Genomic DNA, 17203 nt, shown 5'->3' with positions numbered 1-17203 from the left:
CTCCTTGGCCGGTTCAGCGAAGCCAGCAGGATCTACTGCGCCACCGACTTCTCCGGCGGCGGCTTCAAAAATGCCACAGGCTACGGCCAGATCGCCGCGCACGAAGCCCTCGGCAAACAGACCATAGAGGGCCTGGACTTCGTGCGGCCCCAACGATTCAAAACCAGCTAACCCGGCAACCCGTAGCCAGAACATCCCCGGCAATCTGAAAACAGTGAAGGGCCATGGCTCCAAGATGGCCTTTTCTCGCATAGTTTGGCGGGCGTTCGAAAGAACTCCTCATAAGGCGACCCCACGCCGGGGAGTCTCAGCGGCGTCGAGCTACGGTTCGCCCAGCCATTTGGCGGATGGGTCCGCGGCGCCTGCCCACCGCAATATATGGCCGGGCTCGGGCATCCCCGCCCTCCACACGTGTTGGTAAAGATATCCACAGTGTTGATAAGTTCGCGGCCGGCAGACGCAGATAGGCCCGCTTTGGCGGATTGCATCACCGGGAATGAAGCCCGAGTTATTAACAATTGTGGGAAAGTCTGTGGATAACCCTGCCGCCTAGTCCGTTTTCGGTCGGACGGGGTGCTGGCTGGTGATGGACACCCGGTTGAAGGCATTCATCGTGATGGCCAGCCAGCTGACCGCCGAGTATTGCTCGTCCGTCAGGTGATCGCGCGCGTAAGCGTCCTCCAATTCGCGCGTCCGCGCGTCAGGCAGGTTCGTAATGCTTTCGGCAAGGGCCAGTGCCGCGCGCTCTACGCCGTCAAACAGGGCAGTATCGCGCCAGGCGGGCAGAACCGCGAGCCTCTGAGCGGATTCGCCGCCCTTCAGGGCATCAGCAACATGCATGTCGAGGCAGTACGCGCAGCCATTGATCTGCGATGTGCGGACGTTCAACAGTTCAATAACCTTGCGATCCAGCCCGGACTCAAGAGCCGCTTCCCGGACTTTCAGACCCAAGCCATTCAGCGCCCGCCAGGACCCCGGGTGGTACTTGTCCAGGAAGATGTGTTCGGTAGTGCTCACGGTGTACTCCTCGGAGAAAACTGGCCTGCCGGCGGCGGCCGACGGACTCTCAAGCGGGCTGGCGATTAGTCCGAGACTACACGCGCACGCAGGGCCATTGCTGCCGCTGAGCATCGGGTCAAGGGGTCGAAAGCCGGCCAGACCTTCCCGCCGTGCGGCGATTATCCAATGCAGTGTTATCCACTTACCAACAGGCGGCTACCCACAGGTTATCCACAGGTGGGGATAACCTGTGGGGGAAAACTACAAAATTCACCGGGTTGTAGGGGTCAGGACGGTAGTCGGACATCCAAGCTACACAGCCGTAAGTTATTAACAATGTGAACAACCCTGTTGAAAATTCCGATCACCTCGGCCATCCTCTCCAAGATGCCACGCGTGCCCTCTGCTCGTCACTGCTTACCGACCAGTACATATACCGCTACAGCGGTGAGTGGGCTGTGGAACGAAGCGGAAGTTGTCCACTTAACCACAGGGAATGTGATCGCAGTTATCCACAATTGTGGACGTACTCAGCCGCGAGACCCCGCAATCCGCCAGTCGGCGCGGATTCCCGAAGAGATCAGCTTGAACTACACCGGTGTAAGTTACCAACAATGTGGATAACCCCTGTGGATAACTGGTCCTGGCTTCGAAGTTCATGCCCCTGCGTGCCGGCGGCATGCGGGGGCCATGGCGCTGCAGCACAGCAAAGTGCAGGACAACAAAGCAGGCGGAGTGAAAGCTGGCAGGATAAGGATGGTCCCGCGTAGTCGCCCCGGCAGGGGAAAGCGTCGTTCTCAGCCCTGAAAACGGCATGAGCTGCTACACAGTTGGGCAACGTAAAGGAAGGCGCGCGACAGCAAGCGCAGTATGGAAAGTGCAGGCACGGAGGGTCCAGCGAGGGGAAGAGAAGAAAGGCGCTGAGCAGGCTGTTAGCCGGCGAGGGAGAAGAAAGGCGCTGAGCAGGCCGTCAGCCGGTGATGACGCGGTACCAGGAGACCGCCGCCAGCAGGACCAGGACTGCCGCCAGCCCGGCAAACTGCACGAGGTGCTGCCGGGGTCCGCGGGGGGCGTAGGCGATAACCGCCGCGCACAGGGCTCCTGCTATCAGGCCGCCAAGGTGGGCCTGCCAGGCGATCTGGGGCACCACGAAGCCGATGACGCCGTTGATGGCGATGAGCACCCAGAGCTGTTTGGTCTCAGCGCGACGGTGCCGCTGGACCACCAGCATGGCGCCAAAGAGCCCAAAAATTGCTCCCGAGGCACCGACGACCGGCACGGGTCCGCCCTCAGGAAGGATAGGAGTGAGGAGAAGATACCCCACCGATCCGCCCACGGCGGAGATCAGGTAGACCGCCAGGAAGCGGATCCGGCCGAGCAACGGTTCCAGCGCCTGGCCGAAGATCCACAGCATGTACATGTTCAGCAGGATGTGGAGCAGAAAGCCCTGCGAGTGCAGAAAGGCCGCCGTGACCATGCGCCACGGCTGGAACACACCGTACTCGGGTGCGACAAAGACCGAGGCGTACGCCAGGTTCCGGAATACGGCACTGCCCGGAATAACCCATTGCAGCACATAGAGCACTGCACACAGCGCGATAATCCCGAACGTCACCACGGGCGTGCCGGTTGCGACGGCACCGCCGTACACGGTCCGGACTGCCGGCGTCGTACGTTTTGCCTCGTTGACGCAGTCAACGCATTGGAATCCGACGGCGGCCGCCCGCTGGCACTCGGGGCATGCAGGACGCCCGCAGCGCTGGCAGCTCACATAGGAGGGCCTGTCCGGGTGCCGGGGGCACACGGGAACCTGCGCGGACGGCTCGGCCGACGGAATTCCGTAGCTCATGGTGGGTTAGAGCTGCTCGATGTCGATGCTGTTGATCTTCACGTCTTCCACCGGGCGGTCACCCATGCCGGTGCGGACGCCCTCGATGGCGTCGACAACCTTGCGGGATTCCTCGTCAGCGACCTCACCGAAGATACTGTGCTTGCCCTGCAGCCAGTCGGTGGGAATGGTGGTGATGAAGAACTGCGAGCCGTTGGTTCCCTTGCCCATCTGGATGCCGGCGTTGGCCATAGCCAGCTTGTAGGGGGCGTTAAAGGTGAGCTCCGGGTGGATCTCGTCGTCGAAGCGGTAGCCCGGTCCGCCGGTGCCGCGGCCCAGGGGGTCGCCGGCCTGGATCATGAAGTCCTTGATGATGCGGTGGAAGATGGTGCCGTTGTACAGCGGCGTGCCGGTCTTGTCTTCGCCGGTCTCCGGGTGCGTCCACGCCTGTTCGCCCGTCGCCAGTCCGATAAAGTTCTTGACAGTCTTCGGCGCGTGGTTCCCGAAAAGGTTCACGACGATGTCGCCGAGGCTGGTGTGGATGGTTGCTTTTGCAGTTGCTATGGCAGTCATACGGTCATTCTTTCACGGCGGGTCAACGCGGGACGGGGCCGGAAAGGCAGTTCCGCGTTCGGTGAAATCCGCTGGGAATCCGCGGGAACGATAGCAGGGCGGGTCATCCTCAACGTAGGCTAGCGACAGAACCGTCACATTAATCGGGAGGTAGTTGTGAAAAAAACGGATCGTATTGCCCATGAACTGGAGTTGTCGGTCAGTTCCGCAGTAGAGAACGCAAAAGACCGGGTGGAAGCCGCAGTGGACTGGGCTGTTCCCCGGCTGCAGCATGGCATCGACACCGCTTCCCCCAAAATCCAGGAAGGGCTCAAGTCTGCCGCCTACAACCTGGCTGACGGCGTTGCCGTCGTGACGCCGCGGATCCAGGACGGACTGGCGCACCTGGCACCGAAGATTCATGACGCCGTTGAGGGCGCCACGCCCCGGCTGCACGAGGCCCTGGACAAGGCCACCCCCGTCATCACACAGGCCCGTGACCGCGTGGTGGTCGAATACCTGCCCCGGCTGTCCGACCAGATCGGCACGGCATCGGAAGTGGTCCACCGGACGCTGGAAAACGCTCCGGCCCGCGTGGACGCAGTGGCACAGAAGCTCGGCGACGTCGGCATCATCCACTCCCTCCAGGAGCAGGCACACGTGGCCGGTACCCAGTTGAAGTCGGCGGCCTCGGAGGCAAGCCGGGCAGTGACCGGCAAGCCGCTGATCCAGCCTGAGAAGCCCAAGAAGCGCGGACTCCTGATTGTCGGGGTGATCGCCGCTGCCGTGGCGGCCGGCATCGCAGCCTGGAAGGCCTCCAAGCCGGTCGAGGATCCGTGGAAGACGCCGGCCCCCGTTACTCCGGCTCCCTCTGCCGACGCCAGCCCGGAAGCCGTGACGCCGTCACCGGTGCCGGCCACCGCCGTCAGCGAGTCGGCGGCTGGTTCCGAGACCTCGCCCTTGGCCCCTGCCGAGGACACCTCAGCGGACAAGGCCAAGCACGTTGCGGAAGATGAAGACGCCGGCGCCGTCGCCACTGATGCGAAGACCGCTGTCAAGGACATGGCTGCCAACATCGAAAGCGATGCGGACAAGCCGGCAGACAAGTAAACAGCACATTCCGCGCCTGTCCGGCGTGTTATTGGAGGGGTTCCGCCTGGCGCGGGGCCCCTCCGGTCTTTTTAAGGTGCAGTTGCACGGCAGCTGGCACGTGATCCGACGCAATTGCACGGCCCGCGGGAAAGAAATCGATCGGTGCTAAATTTGAGGGGATGTCACCCGATAGATCCTCCGAGGATGCCTTGCATGACGCTCCGCAGCAGCCGGACGTATCAATCGTCATCCCGGCGTACAACGAGGAAAGCGTCATCCGGCAATGCCTCATCGCCGCCGTCTACCAGTCCGTTCCGGCGCACGAGATCATCGTGGTGGACAACTTGTCCAAGGATCGTACGGCGGACATTGTCCGGCAGATGCAGCAGGAATACCCCGAAAGCCCCATCATCCTGCTTCGCCAGGACAAGGAGCAGGGCCTTATTCCCACCCGCAACTTCGGTCTCGACCATGCCTCCGGCGACATCATCGGCCGGATTGACGCGGATTCGGTCGTCGAACCCGACTGGGTAGAGCAGGTCCAGAAGGCATTTGCCGACCGGTCCACCCAGGCGGCGACGGGACCGGTGGTCTACTACGACATGCCCATGCGCCGTTTTGGCCTTAAAGCCGATGACAAAATGCGCCAGCTGATGCTGAAGCTTGCCAAGCACCAGTACCACTTCCTGTTCGGCTCCAACATGGCGCTACGCCGCTCGGCCTGGGAAATCATCCGGGGCGAGGCCTGCCTCGACGAGAAGGACGAGATGCATGAGGACATCGACCTCTCCCTGCACCTCGCGGATCATGACCTGAAAATCCAGTACTGGCCGCAGATGGTTTCCGGCATGTCGGCACGTAGGCTTGAAGACTCACCCCGCGACTACCGCTACTACGTCACGCGCTTTGACCGCACGTACAAGGCCCACAACGTGAAGAAAATGGCCCTCAAGGCCCCCATGGTGGTGTTCTTCTCCGTCTACTTCCCAGCCAAGCTGCTGCGCGCCATCCACACGGTCAACAGCAGCCAGCCTGCCCGCCGCGGCGGGCAGTAGCCTCAGTCCGTCCCCAGCTCCGCCAGCGGCCGTTCCGCCGGTGTTTTGCCGCGCCCGGCCTTGCCGTTGCGCTGGCCGGTGACGACGACGGCGAGCCCCACCAGGATCAGCGCCAGGCCAGCATACGTCCCGGCTGGCAGGGTCTCGTTCAGGAAAATGGCCGCCAGCAGAGCTGCCCCGGGAATCTCCAGCAGGATGATCATTGAGACCAGAAGCGGACTCATCGTGGCCAGCAGGTGATTGAAGGCCGTGTGCCCCACCAGTTGCGCGCACACAGTGATGGCGGTGATCCCCATCCAGCCGGCGGCGTCGAACCCCACGAGCGGCTGGTTGGTGAAGAGCGCCAGCAGCGCCACTACGGCGGCGCATATGCCGTAGCACAGCGTTGTATAGGTTCCGGTGGTCATGCTCTGCCGGGCCCGGCCCCCGGCCAGCGTGTAGATTCCCGCCAGGAGGCCGCCAGCCATCGCCAAGAGGTCGCCAAGCAACGCCTCGGGCGACGCGCCCATGTCGAACCCCGTGATGGCCACAACGCCGCCGAAGGCGACACCGAGTCCCACGAGCACCTGCCACCGGTGCTTCACGCCCCGGAACAGCTGGATGACGGCGATCCATCCCGACTGGAGACAGACCAGGGCGGTGGCCGCGGCAACGGAGGTCAGCTGCAGGGAGGTGATGAAGCACGCGAAGTGCAGCGCCAGGGCCAGGGCCGCTACGAGGGACCAGCGGAATTCCCGACCGGTGATGCGCCCGAACTGTGCGGGCTCCCTGATGAGGGTGGGTGCGGACATGGCCGCAGCCCCTATCGCGTTCCGCCAGAAGGCGATAGCCAGGGCGCTTACCGTAGTGGCACCGAGCGTCGCAGCAATGAGGGGTCCGGACGAAGCCACGCCAAGGACGCCCAGGGCCGCGAGGAAGAAGTTCACGGTTCCAACAGTAATGTGCCGCAGCCGCGGTTGGTCCTGTCGAAAACGTACGCTGGCTGAGCCTGATAACGCCCGGATAAACTAAAAAGTCCCGGCCATCGCTGGCCGGGACTTTTCTTATGGTGGAGGCACGGGGACTCGAACCCCGAACCCCCTGCTTGCAAAGCAGGTGCGCTACCAATTGCGCCATGCCCCCATAAGAAGCAACCCGTCAATCATACCCTAGTTCCAGAGGCTGTCTGACCAGCCTCCGTACCGGGGATCCGGGCTATTCAACCGTATCGGTTGACTTGCTCCAGACCGTTTTCCGGGCTTCGGACTCCTGCACTTTCCTGTAGAGCAGAACGCCTGCGACCGCAGCTGCAATTGCCAGCAACTTCTTCACACGCACCCCGTTCCGGTCAGTTTTTACCTGATCCTTTACTTGAACCTGTGCAGGTTCCGTGGGCGTACCAGGACTTGAACCTGGGACCTCTTCGTTATCAGCGAAGCGCTCTAACCGCCTGAGCTATACGCCCCGATGCCTCATCGGGCCGAAACATGACTTTACAGCACATCCCGGCCCGATCTCAAATCGAGGCATTCCGCGGCGCTGTTGCCGCGGAATCACGGGTTTTTTAGTCGTCCGTGAGGGTGACGCCGATGCCGCCCACGAGGGTGGCGGAGATGTTGTACAGAACGGCGGACAGCATGGACAGGGCTGTCAGCAGCACAACGTTGACCACGGCGATGATGGTGGCAAAGGATGCCACCTGGCCGAGGGAAGCAACCTTCTTCAGTTCGAAGCCGCCGCCTTCAGAGCCGGCCAGCGTGCCCAGCAGGCTGTCGACCTGGTCGAAGATGCCGGTCAGGTCCAGGACCGTCCACAGCACGATTGCGGCGACCACGGTGACGATGCCAAGAGCCACCGAGAGCAGGAACGCCATCTTCAGGACGGACCAGGGGTCAACCTTGCTGACCAGGAGACGCGCACGGCGGACCTTGGCCTTCGGAGCAGGCTTGACCAGCCCGGGAGCGCCCTGGCCGGGGCGTGGTCCCGGGGTAGCAGGCCTCTGGCCGGGCATCTGGGGGCGCTGGCCCGGCGCGGGCGGACGCTGGGCAGTCTGTCCCGGCGCGCTCGGCGCTCCAGCCGCTGCGGGGCTCTGCGGCGGACGCACCGGAGCATTGACTCGTGGAGCGGCTGCCGGCTGCCGCATCCCGCCGGGACCATTGCTGCTCGGCTTGGGAAATGAGTCGGAATTACTCACTCGTTACCTCCGGTGTTGTCTTCGTTCAGCTCGGCGTCGCTGCCCTCATCCTCGGATGCTGACAGTGCCGACTCTGCCTCTGCTGTTTCTGGCTCTGCGGACCCGTCTGCTGATCCTGTATCTTCAGCCAACGTTACGTCATCCTCCGCAGATTCCTCTCCCTCAAGGCCGCGTTCACTGTTCCGCGCCACCTCGATGATGCGGTCGTTCTTGTCAGGTTTCGCGAAGATGACGCCCATGGTGTCGCGACCCTTGGCAGGGACACCGGCCACGGATGAACGCACCACCTTGCCGCCTTCCATGACCACCAGGACTTCGTCCTCCTCCTGGACAATCAGGGCGCCCACGAGGTCGCCGCGTTCCTCGGCAAGCTTGGCCACCTTGATGCCCAGCCCGCCGCGTCCCTGGAGGCGGTACTCCTCGACGGCGGTGCGCTTGGCGTAGCCGCCTTCGGTGACGATGAAGACGTAGGAGCCATCGGTGACCACGTTCGCGGCGAGGAGCTCGTCTTCCTCACGGAACTTCATGCCCGTCACCCCTGACGTGGCACGACCCATGGGGCGCAGCGCATCATCCGTCGCGGTGAAGCGGATGGACTGGCCCTTGCGGGATACCAGCAAGAGATCGTCCGTCTCGGAAACCAGCTGGGCAGAGACGAGTTCATCCCCGTCCCGCAGGTTGATGGCGATGACACCCGCGGACCGGTTGGTGTCGTAATCTTCCAGCCGCGTCTTCTTGACGAGCCCCCGCTTGGTGGCCAGCACAAGGTACGGCGAGTGCTGGTAGTCCCTGAGGTCGAGCACCTGGGCGATGTGCTCGTCCGGCTGAAAGGCCAGCAGGTTGGCCACGTGCTGTCCCTTGGCGTCACGGCCGGCTTCGGCCAGTTCATAGGCCTTCGCCCGGTAGACCCGTCCCAGGTTGGTGAAGAAGAGCAGCCAATGGTGCGTGGTGGTGACAAAGAAGTGTTCCACGACGTCGTCGCCGCGCAGCTGAGCACCCTTGATGCCCTTGCCGCCTCGCTGCTGGGACCGGTAGTTGTCGCTCCTGGTCCGCTTGACGTAGCCTCCCCGGGTAATGGTGACCACCATTTCCTCTTCGGGGATCAGGTCCTCCATGGACATGTCGCCGTCGTAGCCCATGAGGATCTTGGTGCGGCGGTCATCACCGTGCTTGGCAACGATCTCACCGAGCTCCTCGCTGATGATGGCGCGCTGACGTTCCTCCGAAGCAAGGATCGCGTTGTACTCGGCGATCAGGGCTTCGAGTTCGGCGTGGCGGTCCTGGATCTTCTGGCGTTCCAAGGCAGCCAGGCGGCGCAGCTGCATGTCCAGGATGGCCCTGGCCTGAAGCTCGTCGATATCCAGCAGCTCCATCAGGCCGTCGCGGGCGGCCTCGGTGGTGCTGGAGGCGCGGATCAGGGCGATGACCTCGTCCAGCATGTCCAGTGCCTTCAGGAGGGCGCGCAGGATGTGCGCTTCCTCCTCGGCCTTGCGGAGACGGTAGCGGGTGCGCCGCGCGATGACGTCCAATTGGTGCGTGACCCAGTGCCGGATGAAGGCATCCAGGCTGAGGGTACGCGGCACGCCGTCCACAATCGCCAGCATGTTGGCGCCGAAGTTTTCCTGCAGCTGCGTGTGCTTGTAGAGGTTGTTCAGCACCACCTTCGCCACGGCGTCGCGCTTGAGGACAATCACTAGGCGCTGGCCGGTGCGTCCCGAGGTCTCGTCACGGAGGTCGGCGATGCCCTGGACCTTGCCGTCCTTGACCAGTTCGGCAATCTTGATCGCGAGGTTGTCCGGATTTGCCTGGTACGGCAGCTCGGTGACCACGAGGCACGTGCGTCCCTGGAGTTCCTCAACGTTGACCACGGCGCGCATGGTGATGGACCCGCGGCCCGTACGGTACGCGTCCTCAATGCCCTTGTGGCCAAGGATTGTGGCGCCGGTGGGGAAATCCGGTCCCTTGATGCGAAGCAGCAGCTCTTCCAGCAGCTGCTCTCGGCTGGCGGTGGGGTTGGCCAGGTACCACTGGACGCCCTCGGCAACCTCGCGGAGGTTGTGCGGCGGAATGTTCGTCGCCATGCCGACGGCGATGCCCGAGGAGCCGTTCACCAGCAGGTTCGGGAACCGTGCCGGCAGAATGGTGGGTTCCTGGTTCTTGCCGTCGTAGTTGTCCTGGAAATCGACGGTTTCCTCGTCGATGTCCCGCACCATCTCCATGGCCAGCGGCGCCATCTTGGTTTCGGTGTACCGCGGCGCCGCAGCGCCGTCATTGCCCGGGGAACCGAAGTTTCCCTGGCCGAGCGCCAGCGGGTACCGCATGGTCCAGTCCTGGATCAGCCGGACCAGCGCATCGTAGATGGCGGTGTCACCGTGGGGGTGATACTGGCCCATGACTTCGCCCACGACGCGGGCACACTTGTTGAACGAGCGGTCGGGGCGGTAGCCGCCGTCGAACATCGCGTAGAGCACGCGGCGGTGCACGGGTTTCAGTCCGTCGCGGACGTCGGGCAGAGCACGGCCTACGATTACGGCCATGGCGTAGTCGAGGTAGGACCGCTGCATCTCCGTCTGGAGGTCGACCTGCTCCACGCGGTCAATCAGCAGATCGCCCTCCAACACCGGCTCCGGGAGGTCTCCGGACACTGCGGGAACCTCAGGGGTTTCGTCACTCATAGTCTGTATTTTCCGTTTCAGGTATATGTCAGCTCAGGAATATCAAGACGGAAAACGTCTAGATATCAAGGAATCTGACGTCCTTGGCGTTCTGCTGGATGAAGTTTCGGCGCGATTCGACGTCCTCGCCCATCAGCACTGTGAAGATCTGGTCAGCGGCGGCGGCATCCTCCATGGTGACCTGGAGAAGTGTGCGGTTGTCCGGATCCATGGTGGTGTCCCACAGCTCCGTGTAGTCCATTTCGCCAAGACCCTTGTAGCGCTGGATGCCGTTGTCCTTGGGGATGCGGCGGCCGGCAGCCTGCCCGGAAACCAGCCGAGCGTCGCGTTCACGGTCGCTGTAGACGTAGTCGTGCGGCGCGTTGGACCACTTGATCCGGTACAAGGGAGGCTGTGCCAGGTAGACGTAGCCGTTTTCGATCAGCGGCCGCATGTAGCGGAACAGCAGCGTCATAAGGAGCGTGGTGATGTGCTGGCCGTCGACGTCGGCGTCGGCCATGAGGACGATCTTGTGGTACCGCAGCTTGCTGAGGTCGAAGTCCTCGCCAATGCCTGTGCCGAAGGCAGTGATCATGGACTGGACCTCGTTGTTGCCGAGGGCCTTGTCCAGCCGGGCCCTTTCCACGTTCAGGATCTTGCCGCGGAGCGGGAGGATGGCCTGTGTCTCGGGGTTGCGCCCGCGCTTGGCCGAACCGCCGGCGGAGTCACCCTCCACAATGTAGACCTCGCACTTCGAAGGGTCCTTCGAGGAGCAGTCGGAAAGCTTGCCCGGCATGCCGAAGGATTCCAGCGGACTCTTGCGGCGGGCGTTGTCCCGTGCTTTGCGTGCCGCCATGCGTGCCTGGGCGGCGGAAATGGCCTTGCGGATGACGTCCCTGGCGGGCCCGGGGTTGCGTTCCAGCCAGTCGCCCAACTGGTCGGTGACCACGCGCTGGACGAATCCCTTGACCTCGGAGTTGCCGAGTTTGGTCTTGGTCTGGCCTTCAAACTGCGGCTCGGCGAGCTTCACGGAAATCACGGCGGTGAGGCCTTCACGAATGTCATCACCCGTGAGGTTTTCTTCCTTTTCCTTGATGATGCTCTTCTCCCGCGCGTAGCGGTTGATGAGTGAGGTCATCGCGGCCCGGAACCCCTCTTCATGGGTGCCGCCCTCGTGGGTGTTGATGGTGTTCGCGTACGTGTGGACGCTCTCCGAGTAGGCGCTGGTCCATTGCATGGCCATTTCCACGGCGATGCGGCGTTCCTTGTCCTCGGTTTCGAAAGCGATGACGTCCTCATGGACCACATCCACCTTCTTGCCGGAGTTCAGGTGCTTGACGTAGTCCAGCAGTCCGTCGTTGTACTGGTAGACCACCGTGCGGTGTTCCGCGGTGACTTCGCCCTCGGTGGCGACGGCGTCCAGGTCAAGGTCGCCGTTCTCGTCTGCCGTAACGGTGACGCGCTCATCCGTGAGCGTGATGCGCAGGCCCTTGTTGAGGAAGGCCATCTGCTGGAAGCGGGCGCGCAGCGTCTCGAAATCGAATTCGGTGGACTCAAAAATGCTGGCGTCGGGGTAGAACGTCTGCGTGGTTCCGGTGGTGTCGGTTTCCTCGCCCTTGACCAGGCCGCCCTGGGGCTTGCCGCCGTCGGCAAAGGACATGCGCCAGACGTGGCCCTGCCGGCGCACCTCGGTTTCCACCCTGCTGGAGAGCGCGTTGACCACTGAAATGCCCACGCCGTGGAGGCCGCCAGACACCGCGTATCCGCCGCCGCCGAACTTTCCGCCGGCGTGCAGGATGGTCATCACCACTTCAACAGTGGGCTTGCCCTCGCTGGGGTGGATGTCCACGGGGATGCCGCGGCCGTCGTCCACCACTTTGACGCCGCCGTCGGCCTGCAGCACGATCTCGATGTGCGTGCAGTATCCGGCCAGGGCCTCATCAACAGAGTTGTCCACCACTTCGTACACCAAGTGGTGCAGGCCGCGGAGGCCGGTGGAGCCGATGTACATGCCGGGCCGTTTGCGTACGGCCTCAAGGCCCTCCAGTACGGTGATATCGCTGGCACCGTATTCCCGCGGGGTCACCGCTTCAGGGGTCGCCGCATCCGCCGGTGTGTCAGGCGTCCGGGCATCCTCCGTGATGGTTTCCACTGCCTCTGCATTGTCGTTAGCCACAGGCGCTCTCGACTCCTCTGTAATTGATAATGGCCGGCCGATGCCGTCTCCCGAGGGAAAGGCTTCCGCCAACAGGCACGTCACTGATAGCGCCGGCACATCGGTTGACTGGCGGAACCGTCCTCCGCCCGCTGGAAAGCGTCGGAAAACGGACTCAGTCAACGTTTCACCGGCGCCCAGTTATCTACAGAGATTCTATCGTGAAACTGGGCCGATCCCCGCATTCCAGGGCTGCCGACGGCGGTCAATGTGCCCCTCGCTGGCCATTGGCTCCGCCTGCAAGGCCCCAGCGGTACCGTCTTCAGGTTCCTATACGGGTTACGGCGGTTTGAGCGGCCTACACGCCGTTTCCGCATTTTTCAATAGATCCGGCAGCGGGCAAGACGCTGCGCGCCCGCTGCCGGATCTATCCGTAGGTATCCCGCGGTCCGCGGCCGTTCACAGTGCGGCCACCCTTGCGCCAGCTCGGCGCGGCGGGTCCCAGCACATGGATGCTCGTCACGACGCCGTCGCCGAGCTCGGTGCGGAACTTTTCCAGCAGGCTGATGCTCAGCAGGCGCAGCTGCGTGGCCCAGGCCGTGGAATCGCACCTCACGTGCAGCGTGGTGTCGGTGAAACTTTCGGGCGTGCAGTGCGCGGCGATTTCGGGACCGACGAGCGTGGCCCACTGCGCCATGACGGAGCCGACCGCCACAGGCGAGGTCCAGCCGCGCTCGGCAACCAGCCGGCCCACGACTTTGCCCAGCCCGAGGGGATCACGTCCCGTGGCGTGGAACTGGCTGAAGCCGCGGGTGCCCCGCGCAGCAGTTCGTTGTTTTTGCGCGGTGCTGCCAGCGCGCGGCGCGGCGCGCCGGACCTCACCGCGTGCGGCCGCGGCATCACGCATCCGGTTCAGCGCCGCCTGTGCGGCATCGATTTCATCGGGGTCGCGGCCCGGTTGGAGGCCGCCGTCCTTATCCCTGTTCATCGATTCCTCCCGGGACAACCTTCACCCGCCGCCCGGCCAGTTCCTCAGGAATATCGGCTTCGACGGCGGCTGTCACCAGGACCTGTTCGGCGCCGGCGACTATTGCGGCCAGTTTACGCCGCCGCTGCACATCAAGCTCGGCAAAAACGTCGTCCAGAATCAGGATGGGTGCCGAGCCTCCAGTACGCGCGTCGTCGAGCATGACGTAGTAGGAGGCGAGGCGCAGGGACAGGCACATCGACCAGGTTTCGCCGTGCGAGGCGTATCCCTTCGCTGGTGCCTGACCCAGGACAAGCTCCAGCTCATCGCGATGGGGACCGACGAGCGAGATGCCGCGTTCGAGTTCCTTGCGGCGGGACGCCGCGAAGGCCTTCACGTAACGCTCGGTGAGTTCGTCGACGGACAGCAGCCGCAGGTCCTCCACTGGGTCTCCGTCCGGCGAAGGTTCCCCGCCCGCGCGGGCTGGCGCGCCGTCGTCGTCGATCGTGGTCTGGAGGGTGGAGCGGTATACGGCGTCAGCAGCCTTGGATCCGTCCGTCAACTGGGCGTAGGCACTGTTGAGATGAGGGCGGAGCCGCTCCACGAGCTCCAGCCGGGCATGCAGCAACTCGGCTCCGGCGCGGGCCATGTGCTGGTCCCAGACATCCAGCGTGGCTTCATGGCCGGCGGTGAATTTGCCCGCCCGCGCTGATTTCAACAGGGCGTTGCGCTGCTTCAGGACACGATCGTAATCGCTTCGGGTGGCGGCGTGCCGCGGCACGAGGCTCACCAGCAGCTCATCGAGGAAACGCCGTCGGCTGGATGGATCGCCCTTGACCAGGGCCAGGTCCTCGGGAGCGAACAGGACGGTGTGGCAGATGCCCAGCAGGTCTCGCGCCCGGACAGGGTTGCTGCGGTTGATGCGCCCGCGGTTGGCCCGGCCGCCGTTGATCTCCAGTTCCAGTACCGTGGACTGCTCGCCGCGCACGAGTTTTGCCCGGATCAGGGCCCGGTCGGTGCCGAAGCGCAGGAGCGGCCCGTCGGCGGTGACGCGATGGGAGCTCAACGTTGCCAGGTATCCGATGGCTTCCATCAGGTTGGTCTTGCCGATTCCATTGGACCCGACCAGGACGGTCACGCCGGGTTCCAGGCTGAGATCGACCTGGGCGTAGCTGCGGAAGTCGGTCAGGGACAGGTGCTTTAGGTACACGCGCTCTTCAGGTTTCTCGGGACCCTAGTTCCGGTGCCGGAGGGGCCCGGAACGGGTGCTACTTTGCCGGACGGGTGGCATGACCGCCGAACTGGTGGCGCAGGGCGGACACCATCTTCATGGCCGGCGAGTTGTCTTCGCGGGAGGCGAAGCGGGCAAACAGCGCGGCGGTAATGGCGGGAGCCGGAACCGCGTTTGCGATGGCCTCTTCCACGGTCCAGCGCCCTTCACCGGAGTCCTCGACGTAGTCATCGATCGAGGCCAGACCCGGATCCTCGTCCAGTGCCTTGACCATGAGATCCAGCAGCCAGGACCGGACAACCGTTCCCTTCTGCCAGGCGCGGAAAGTGCCGGGAAGATCGGTGACAATTTCCTTTGCGGCGAGCAGTTCATAGCCCTCCGCGTAGGCCTGCATCAGGCCGTACTCGATGCCGTTGTGGACCATCTTGGCGTAGTGGCCGGCCCCGACGCCGCCCACATGGACGAAGCTGTCCGCCCGCTCGCCGTCGGGACGAAGCGCGTCAAAGACTGGCAATGCACGTTCGATGTCCTCGGCATCTCCGCCGGCCATAAGCCCGTAGCCGTTCTGCAGGCCCCAGACCCCGCCCGACACACCGCAGTCGGCGAAGCGGATGCCCTTTTCGGCCAGGGCCGCCCCGTGTTTCTGGTCCTCAGTGAAGCGTGAGTTGCCGCCGTCGATCACCATGTCACCCGGCTGGAGCTTGTCGCCAAGTTCGAGAATCACTGCATCCGTGATCTCGCCGGCCGGGACCATCACCCAGATCAGGCGGGGCGCGGGCACGGCGGAGAGAAGCTCATCCATGGAGGTCACATCCGTCACGTCTGGATTGCGGTCAAAACCGGTGACCTCCACGCCGCCCTTGCGCAGCCGTTCGCGCATGTTGTAACCCATTTTGCCAAGGCCGATAAGTCCGATGTGCACGGGTGTGAACTCTTTTCTGCTCTGGTGTGGCGGGGCCGGGAGGGTGGCTTAGTTGGGGAGGCGAACCGGCATCACGAGGTAGCGGTAGTCATCCTGGTCTTCGCCGTCCGCATCGGTCTGGGCCGTGATCATGGCTGGTTTCGGCGCCGTGGTGAAGGAGAAGCGGACGAACTTGGTCTCGATCACGCTCAGGCCCTCCACGAGGTAGTGCGGATTGAACGCAACCGTGATGTCGTCGCCGGAGAGCTGGGCTTCGAGCTCTTCGGAGGCCTGGGCGTCTTCGCCGGTGCCGGCGTCGAGGTGGAGCTGGCCCTGGGTGAAGGCAAGGCGCACGGGAGTGTTGCGCTCAGCGACGAGCGAGACGCGGCGGACGGCTTCCACGAGTTCCTGCGTCTGCACAGTGGCGTGGATCGGCGTGGAATCCGGGAACAAGGAGCGGATCTTGGGGTACTCGCCGTCGACAAGAAGTGACGTGGTGGTACGTCCGCCGCTTTCAAACCCGATAAGCCTGCTCTCATCATCGGCAATCGCCAGATTGATATCGCCGCTGCCGCCGAGTGTTTTTGCGACCTCGTTGAGGGTCTTCGCCTTGACGAGGGCGCTCGTCGAGATGCCCGGGGTGACCGGCTTCCAGGGGACTTCCCGCATGGCGAGACGGTAGCGGTCGGTGGCCAGGAGGGTGATGAGGTCGTCCTCAATCTCCATCCGCACGCCGGTGAGGATGGGAAGGGTGTCGTCCTTGCTCGCCGCGATGATCACCTGGGATACGGCTTGGGCGAAGGAGTCACCTGCCACGGTGCCGCTGATGGTGGGCAGTGCCGGCAGCGGCGGGTATTCGGCCTCCGGCATCGTGGCCAGGTGGAAACTGCTTCGGCGGCAGGTGAGAGTCACTTTGCTGCCTTCGGTTTCGATGTCCACCGGAGCCGACGGAAGGCTGCGGCAGATGTCGGCGAGCAATCGGCCCGAGACCAGGATGGTGCCCTCAACCGTGATGTCTGCAGGGATTTCAAGTCTTGCCGAGGTTTCGTAGTCGAAGCTCGACAGGCTGACGGTGCCGGCTTCAGCCTTGAGCAGCAGGCCCGACAGGACCGGGACGGGCGGCCGCGGAGACAACGACCGGGCTGTCCAGGTGACGGCTTCTGCCAGGACATCCCGTTCGACTCTGAACTTCACGGAAGGGTGCCGCCTTTCATTGCTGCTGCCATTTTCTGAACGGGAACTCCCGCAGGGAGTTCACAAAACCTTTGCGCCCGGACACCCGAACCTGCATGGTCCGCACTTGCTGGACCACAGACAGACCCAGGGATGGGAGCGCTGCTGACAGCTTAGCCGGAACATTGGGGATTTCCCCATCCCCGGCAGGGCAACCGACCCTTCGGTGCCATGGTCGTCGGAGGGCCGTGTGGGTGGGGAAACGAGATTGTTGTTTGAGGGATTTCAATTTTTTGGGATCAGTAGTGTTAATAACTGCTGTGGAAACTGTGGATAACTCGGTTTCACGGCAGGAATCCGGGGTTAAGCCCTGTTCACGGATTGTGGGCGGAGCAGGTTTTAAACAGGCTGTGGATGGGGATA

The 17203-nt window shown here is 63.5% G+C and carries 14 protein-coding genes and 2 tRNA genes; 2 read left to right on the top strand and 14 right to left on the bottom strand.

Annotated elements, in window-relative coordinates:
- Positions 1 to 549 precede the first annotated feature (549 nt).
- From J7E80_RS15335 to J7E80_RS15325, 3 genes are all read right to left on the bottom strand, one after another.
- Positions 550 to 1017: a carboxymuconolactone decarboxylase family protein gene (locus tag J7E80_RS15335; protein WP_215053026.1), complete on the bottom strand. Its 468-nt coding sequence runs from the start codon at positions 1015 to 1017 to the stop codon at positions 550 to 552.
- Between the two features lie 952 nt (positions 1018 to 1969).
- Positions 1970 to 2848 carry a rhomboid family intramembrane serine protease gene (locus J7E80_RS15330; protein WP_215053024.1) on the bottom strand — a complete coding sequence of 293 codons (879 nt, stop codon included), beginning with the start codon at positions 2846 to 2848 and terminating at the stop codon, positions 1970 to 1972.
- Positions 2849 to 2854: 6 nt separating this feature from the next.
- Positions 2855 to 3400: a peptidylprolyl isomerase gene (locus tag J7E80_RS15325; protein WP_215053022.1), complete on the bottom strand. Its 546-nt coding sequence runs from the start codon at positions 3398 to 3400 to the stop codon at positions 2855 to 2857.
- Positions 3401 to 3556: 156 nt separating this feature from the next.
- Here J7E80_RS15325 and J7E80_RS15320 point away from each other — a divergent pair, with 156 nt between their 5' ends.
- Both J7E80_RS15320 and J7E80_RS15315 read left to right on the top strand, forming a co-directional pair.
- Positions 3557 to 4489, top strand: coding sequence for a hypothetical protein (locus tag J7E80_RS15320; protein WP_215053020.1), 933 nt, complete (start codon positions 3557 to 3559; stop codon positions 4487 to 4489).
- A 161-nt stretch (positions 4490 to 4650) separates the two neighbouring features.
- Positions 4651 to 5526 (top strand): glycosyltransferase family 2 protein, encoded by an 876-nt coding sequence (locus J7E80_RS15315; RefSeq protein WP_215053018.1) that lies wholly within the window; start codon positions 4651 to 4653, stop codon positions 5524 to 5526.
- 2 nt (positions 5527 to 5528) lie between these two features.
- Here the strand turns inward: J7E80_RS15315 and J7E80_RS15310 are convergent, their stop codons facing one another.
- From J7E80_RS15310 to dnaN, 11 genes are all read right to left on the bottom strand, one after another.
- Positions 5529 to 6452 (bottom strand): DMT family transporter, encoded by a 924-nt coding sequence (locus J7E80_RS15310; RefSeq protein ID WP_215053017.1) that lies wholly within the window; start codon positions 6450 to 6452, stop codon positions 5529 to 5531.
- Positions 6453 to 6572: 120 nt separating this feature from the next.
- Positions 6573 to 6648, bottom strand: a tRNA-Ala gene (locus J7E80_RS15305).
- A gap of 72 nt (positions 6649 to 6720) precedes the next feature.
- On the bottom strand, positions 6721 to 6837 hold the full coding sequence (locus J7E80_RS15300) for a DLW-39 family protein (protein ID WP_215053015.1): 117 nt from the start codon (positions 6835 to 6837) through the stop codon (positions 6721 to 6723).
- Positions 6838 to 6896: 59 nt separating this feature from the next.
- Positions 6897 to 6970 (bottom strand) — tRNA-Ile (locus J7E80_RS15295).
- Positions 6971 to 7069: 99 nt separating this feature from the next.
- Positions 7070 to 7699: a DUF3566 domain-containing protein gene (locus J7E80_RS15290; protein WP_215053013.1), complete on the bottom strand. Its 630-nt coding sequence runs from the start codon at positions 7697 to 7699 to the stop codon at positions 7070 to 7072.
- Positions 7696 to 10374 carry a DNA gyrase subunit A gene (gyrA, locus tag J7E80_RS15285; RefSeq protein WP_215053011.1) on the bottom strand — a complete coding sequence of 893 codons (2679 nt, stop codon included), beginning with the start codon at positions 10372 to 10374 and terminating at the stop codon, positions 7696 to 7698. Before gyrA ends, J7E80_RS15290 begins: the two co-directional genes overlap by 4 nt.
- Before the next feature lie 58 nt (positions 10375 to 10432).
- Entirely contained in the window at positions 10433 to 12529 is a 2097-nt protein-coding gene (gene gyrB / locus J7E80_RS15280) for a DNA topoisomerase (ATP-hydrolyzing) subunit B (protein ID WP_311380851.1), read from the bottom strand.
- Between the two features lie 406 nt (positions 12530 to 12935).
- Entirely contained in the window at positions 12936 to 13496 is a 561-nt protein-coding gene (locus tag J7E80_RS15275) for a DUF721 domain-containing protein (RefSeq protein ID WP_215053009.1), read from the bottom strand.
- Entirely contained in the window at positions 13483 to 14685 is a 1203-nt protein-coding gene (gene recF, locus J7E80_RS15270; RefSeq protein ID WP_215053007.1) for a DNA replication/repair protein RecF, read from the bottom strand. Before recF ends, J7E80_RS15275 begins: the two co-directional genes overlap by 14 nt.
- A 58-nt stretch (positions 14686 to 14743) precedes the next feature.
- A complete protein-coding gene (gene gnd, locus J7E80_RS15265; RefSeq protein ID WP_215053005.1) occupies positions 14744 to 15628 on the bottom strand; it encodes a phosphogluconate dehydrogenase (NAD(+)-dependent, decarboxylating) in 885 nt (294 codons plus the stop codon).
- Positions 15629 to 15676: 48 nt separating this feature from the next.
- Positions 15677 to 16801, bottom strand: coding sequence for a DNA polymerase III subunit beta (gene dnaN / locus J7E80_RS15260; RefSeq protein WP_215053003.1), 1125 nt, complete (start codon positions 16799 to 16801; stop codon positions 15677 to 15679).
- Positions 16802 to 17203: the final 402 nt, after the last annotated feature.

It is taken from the genome of Arthrobacter sp. ISL-28, from assembly GCF_018613875.1.
Classification (GTDB): Bacteria; Actinomycetota; Actinomycetes; order Actinomycetales; family Micrococcaceae; genus Arthrobacter.
The sequence above is the reverse complement of the archived record's forward strand: the minus strand, read 5'-3'. Positions and strand labels throughout refer to the sequence as shown.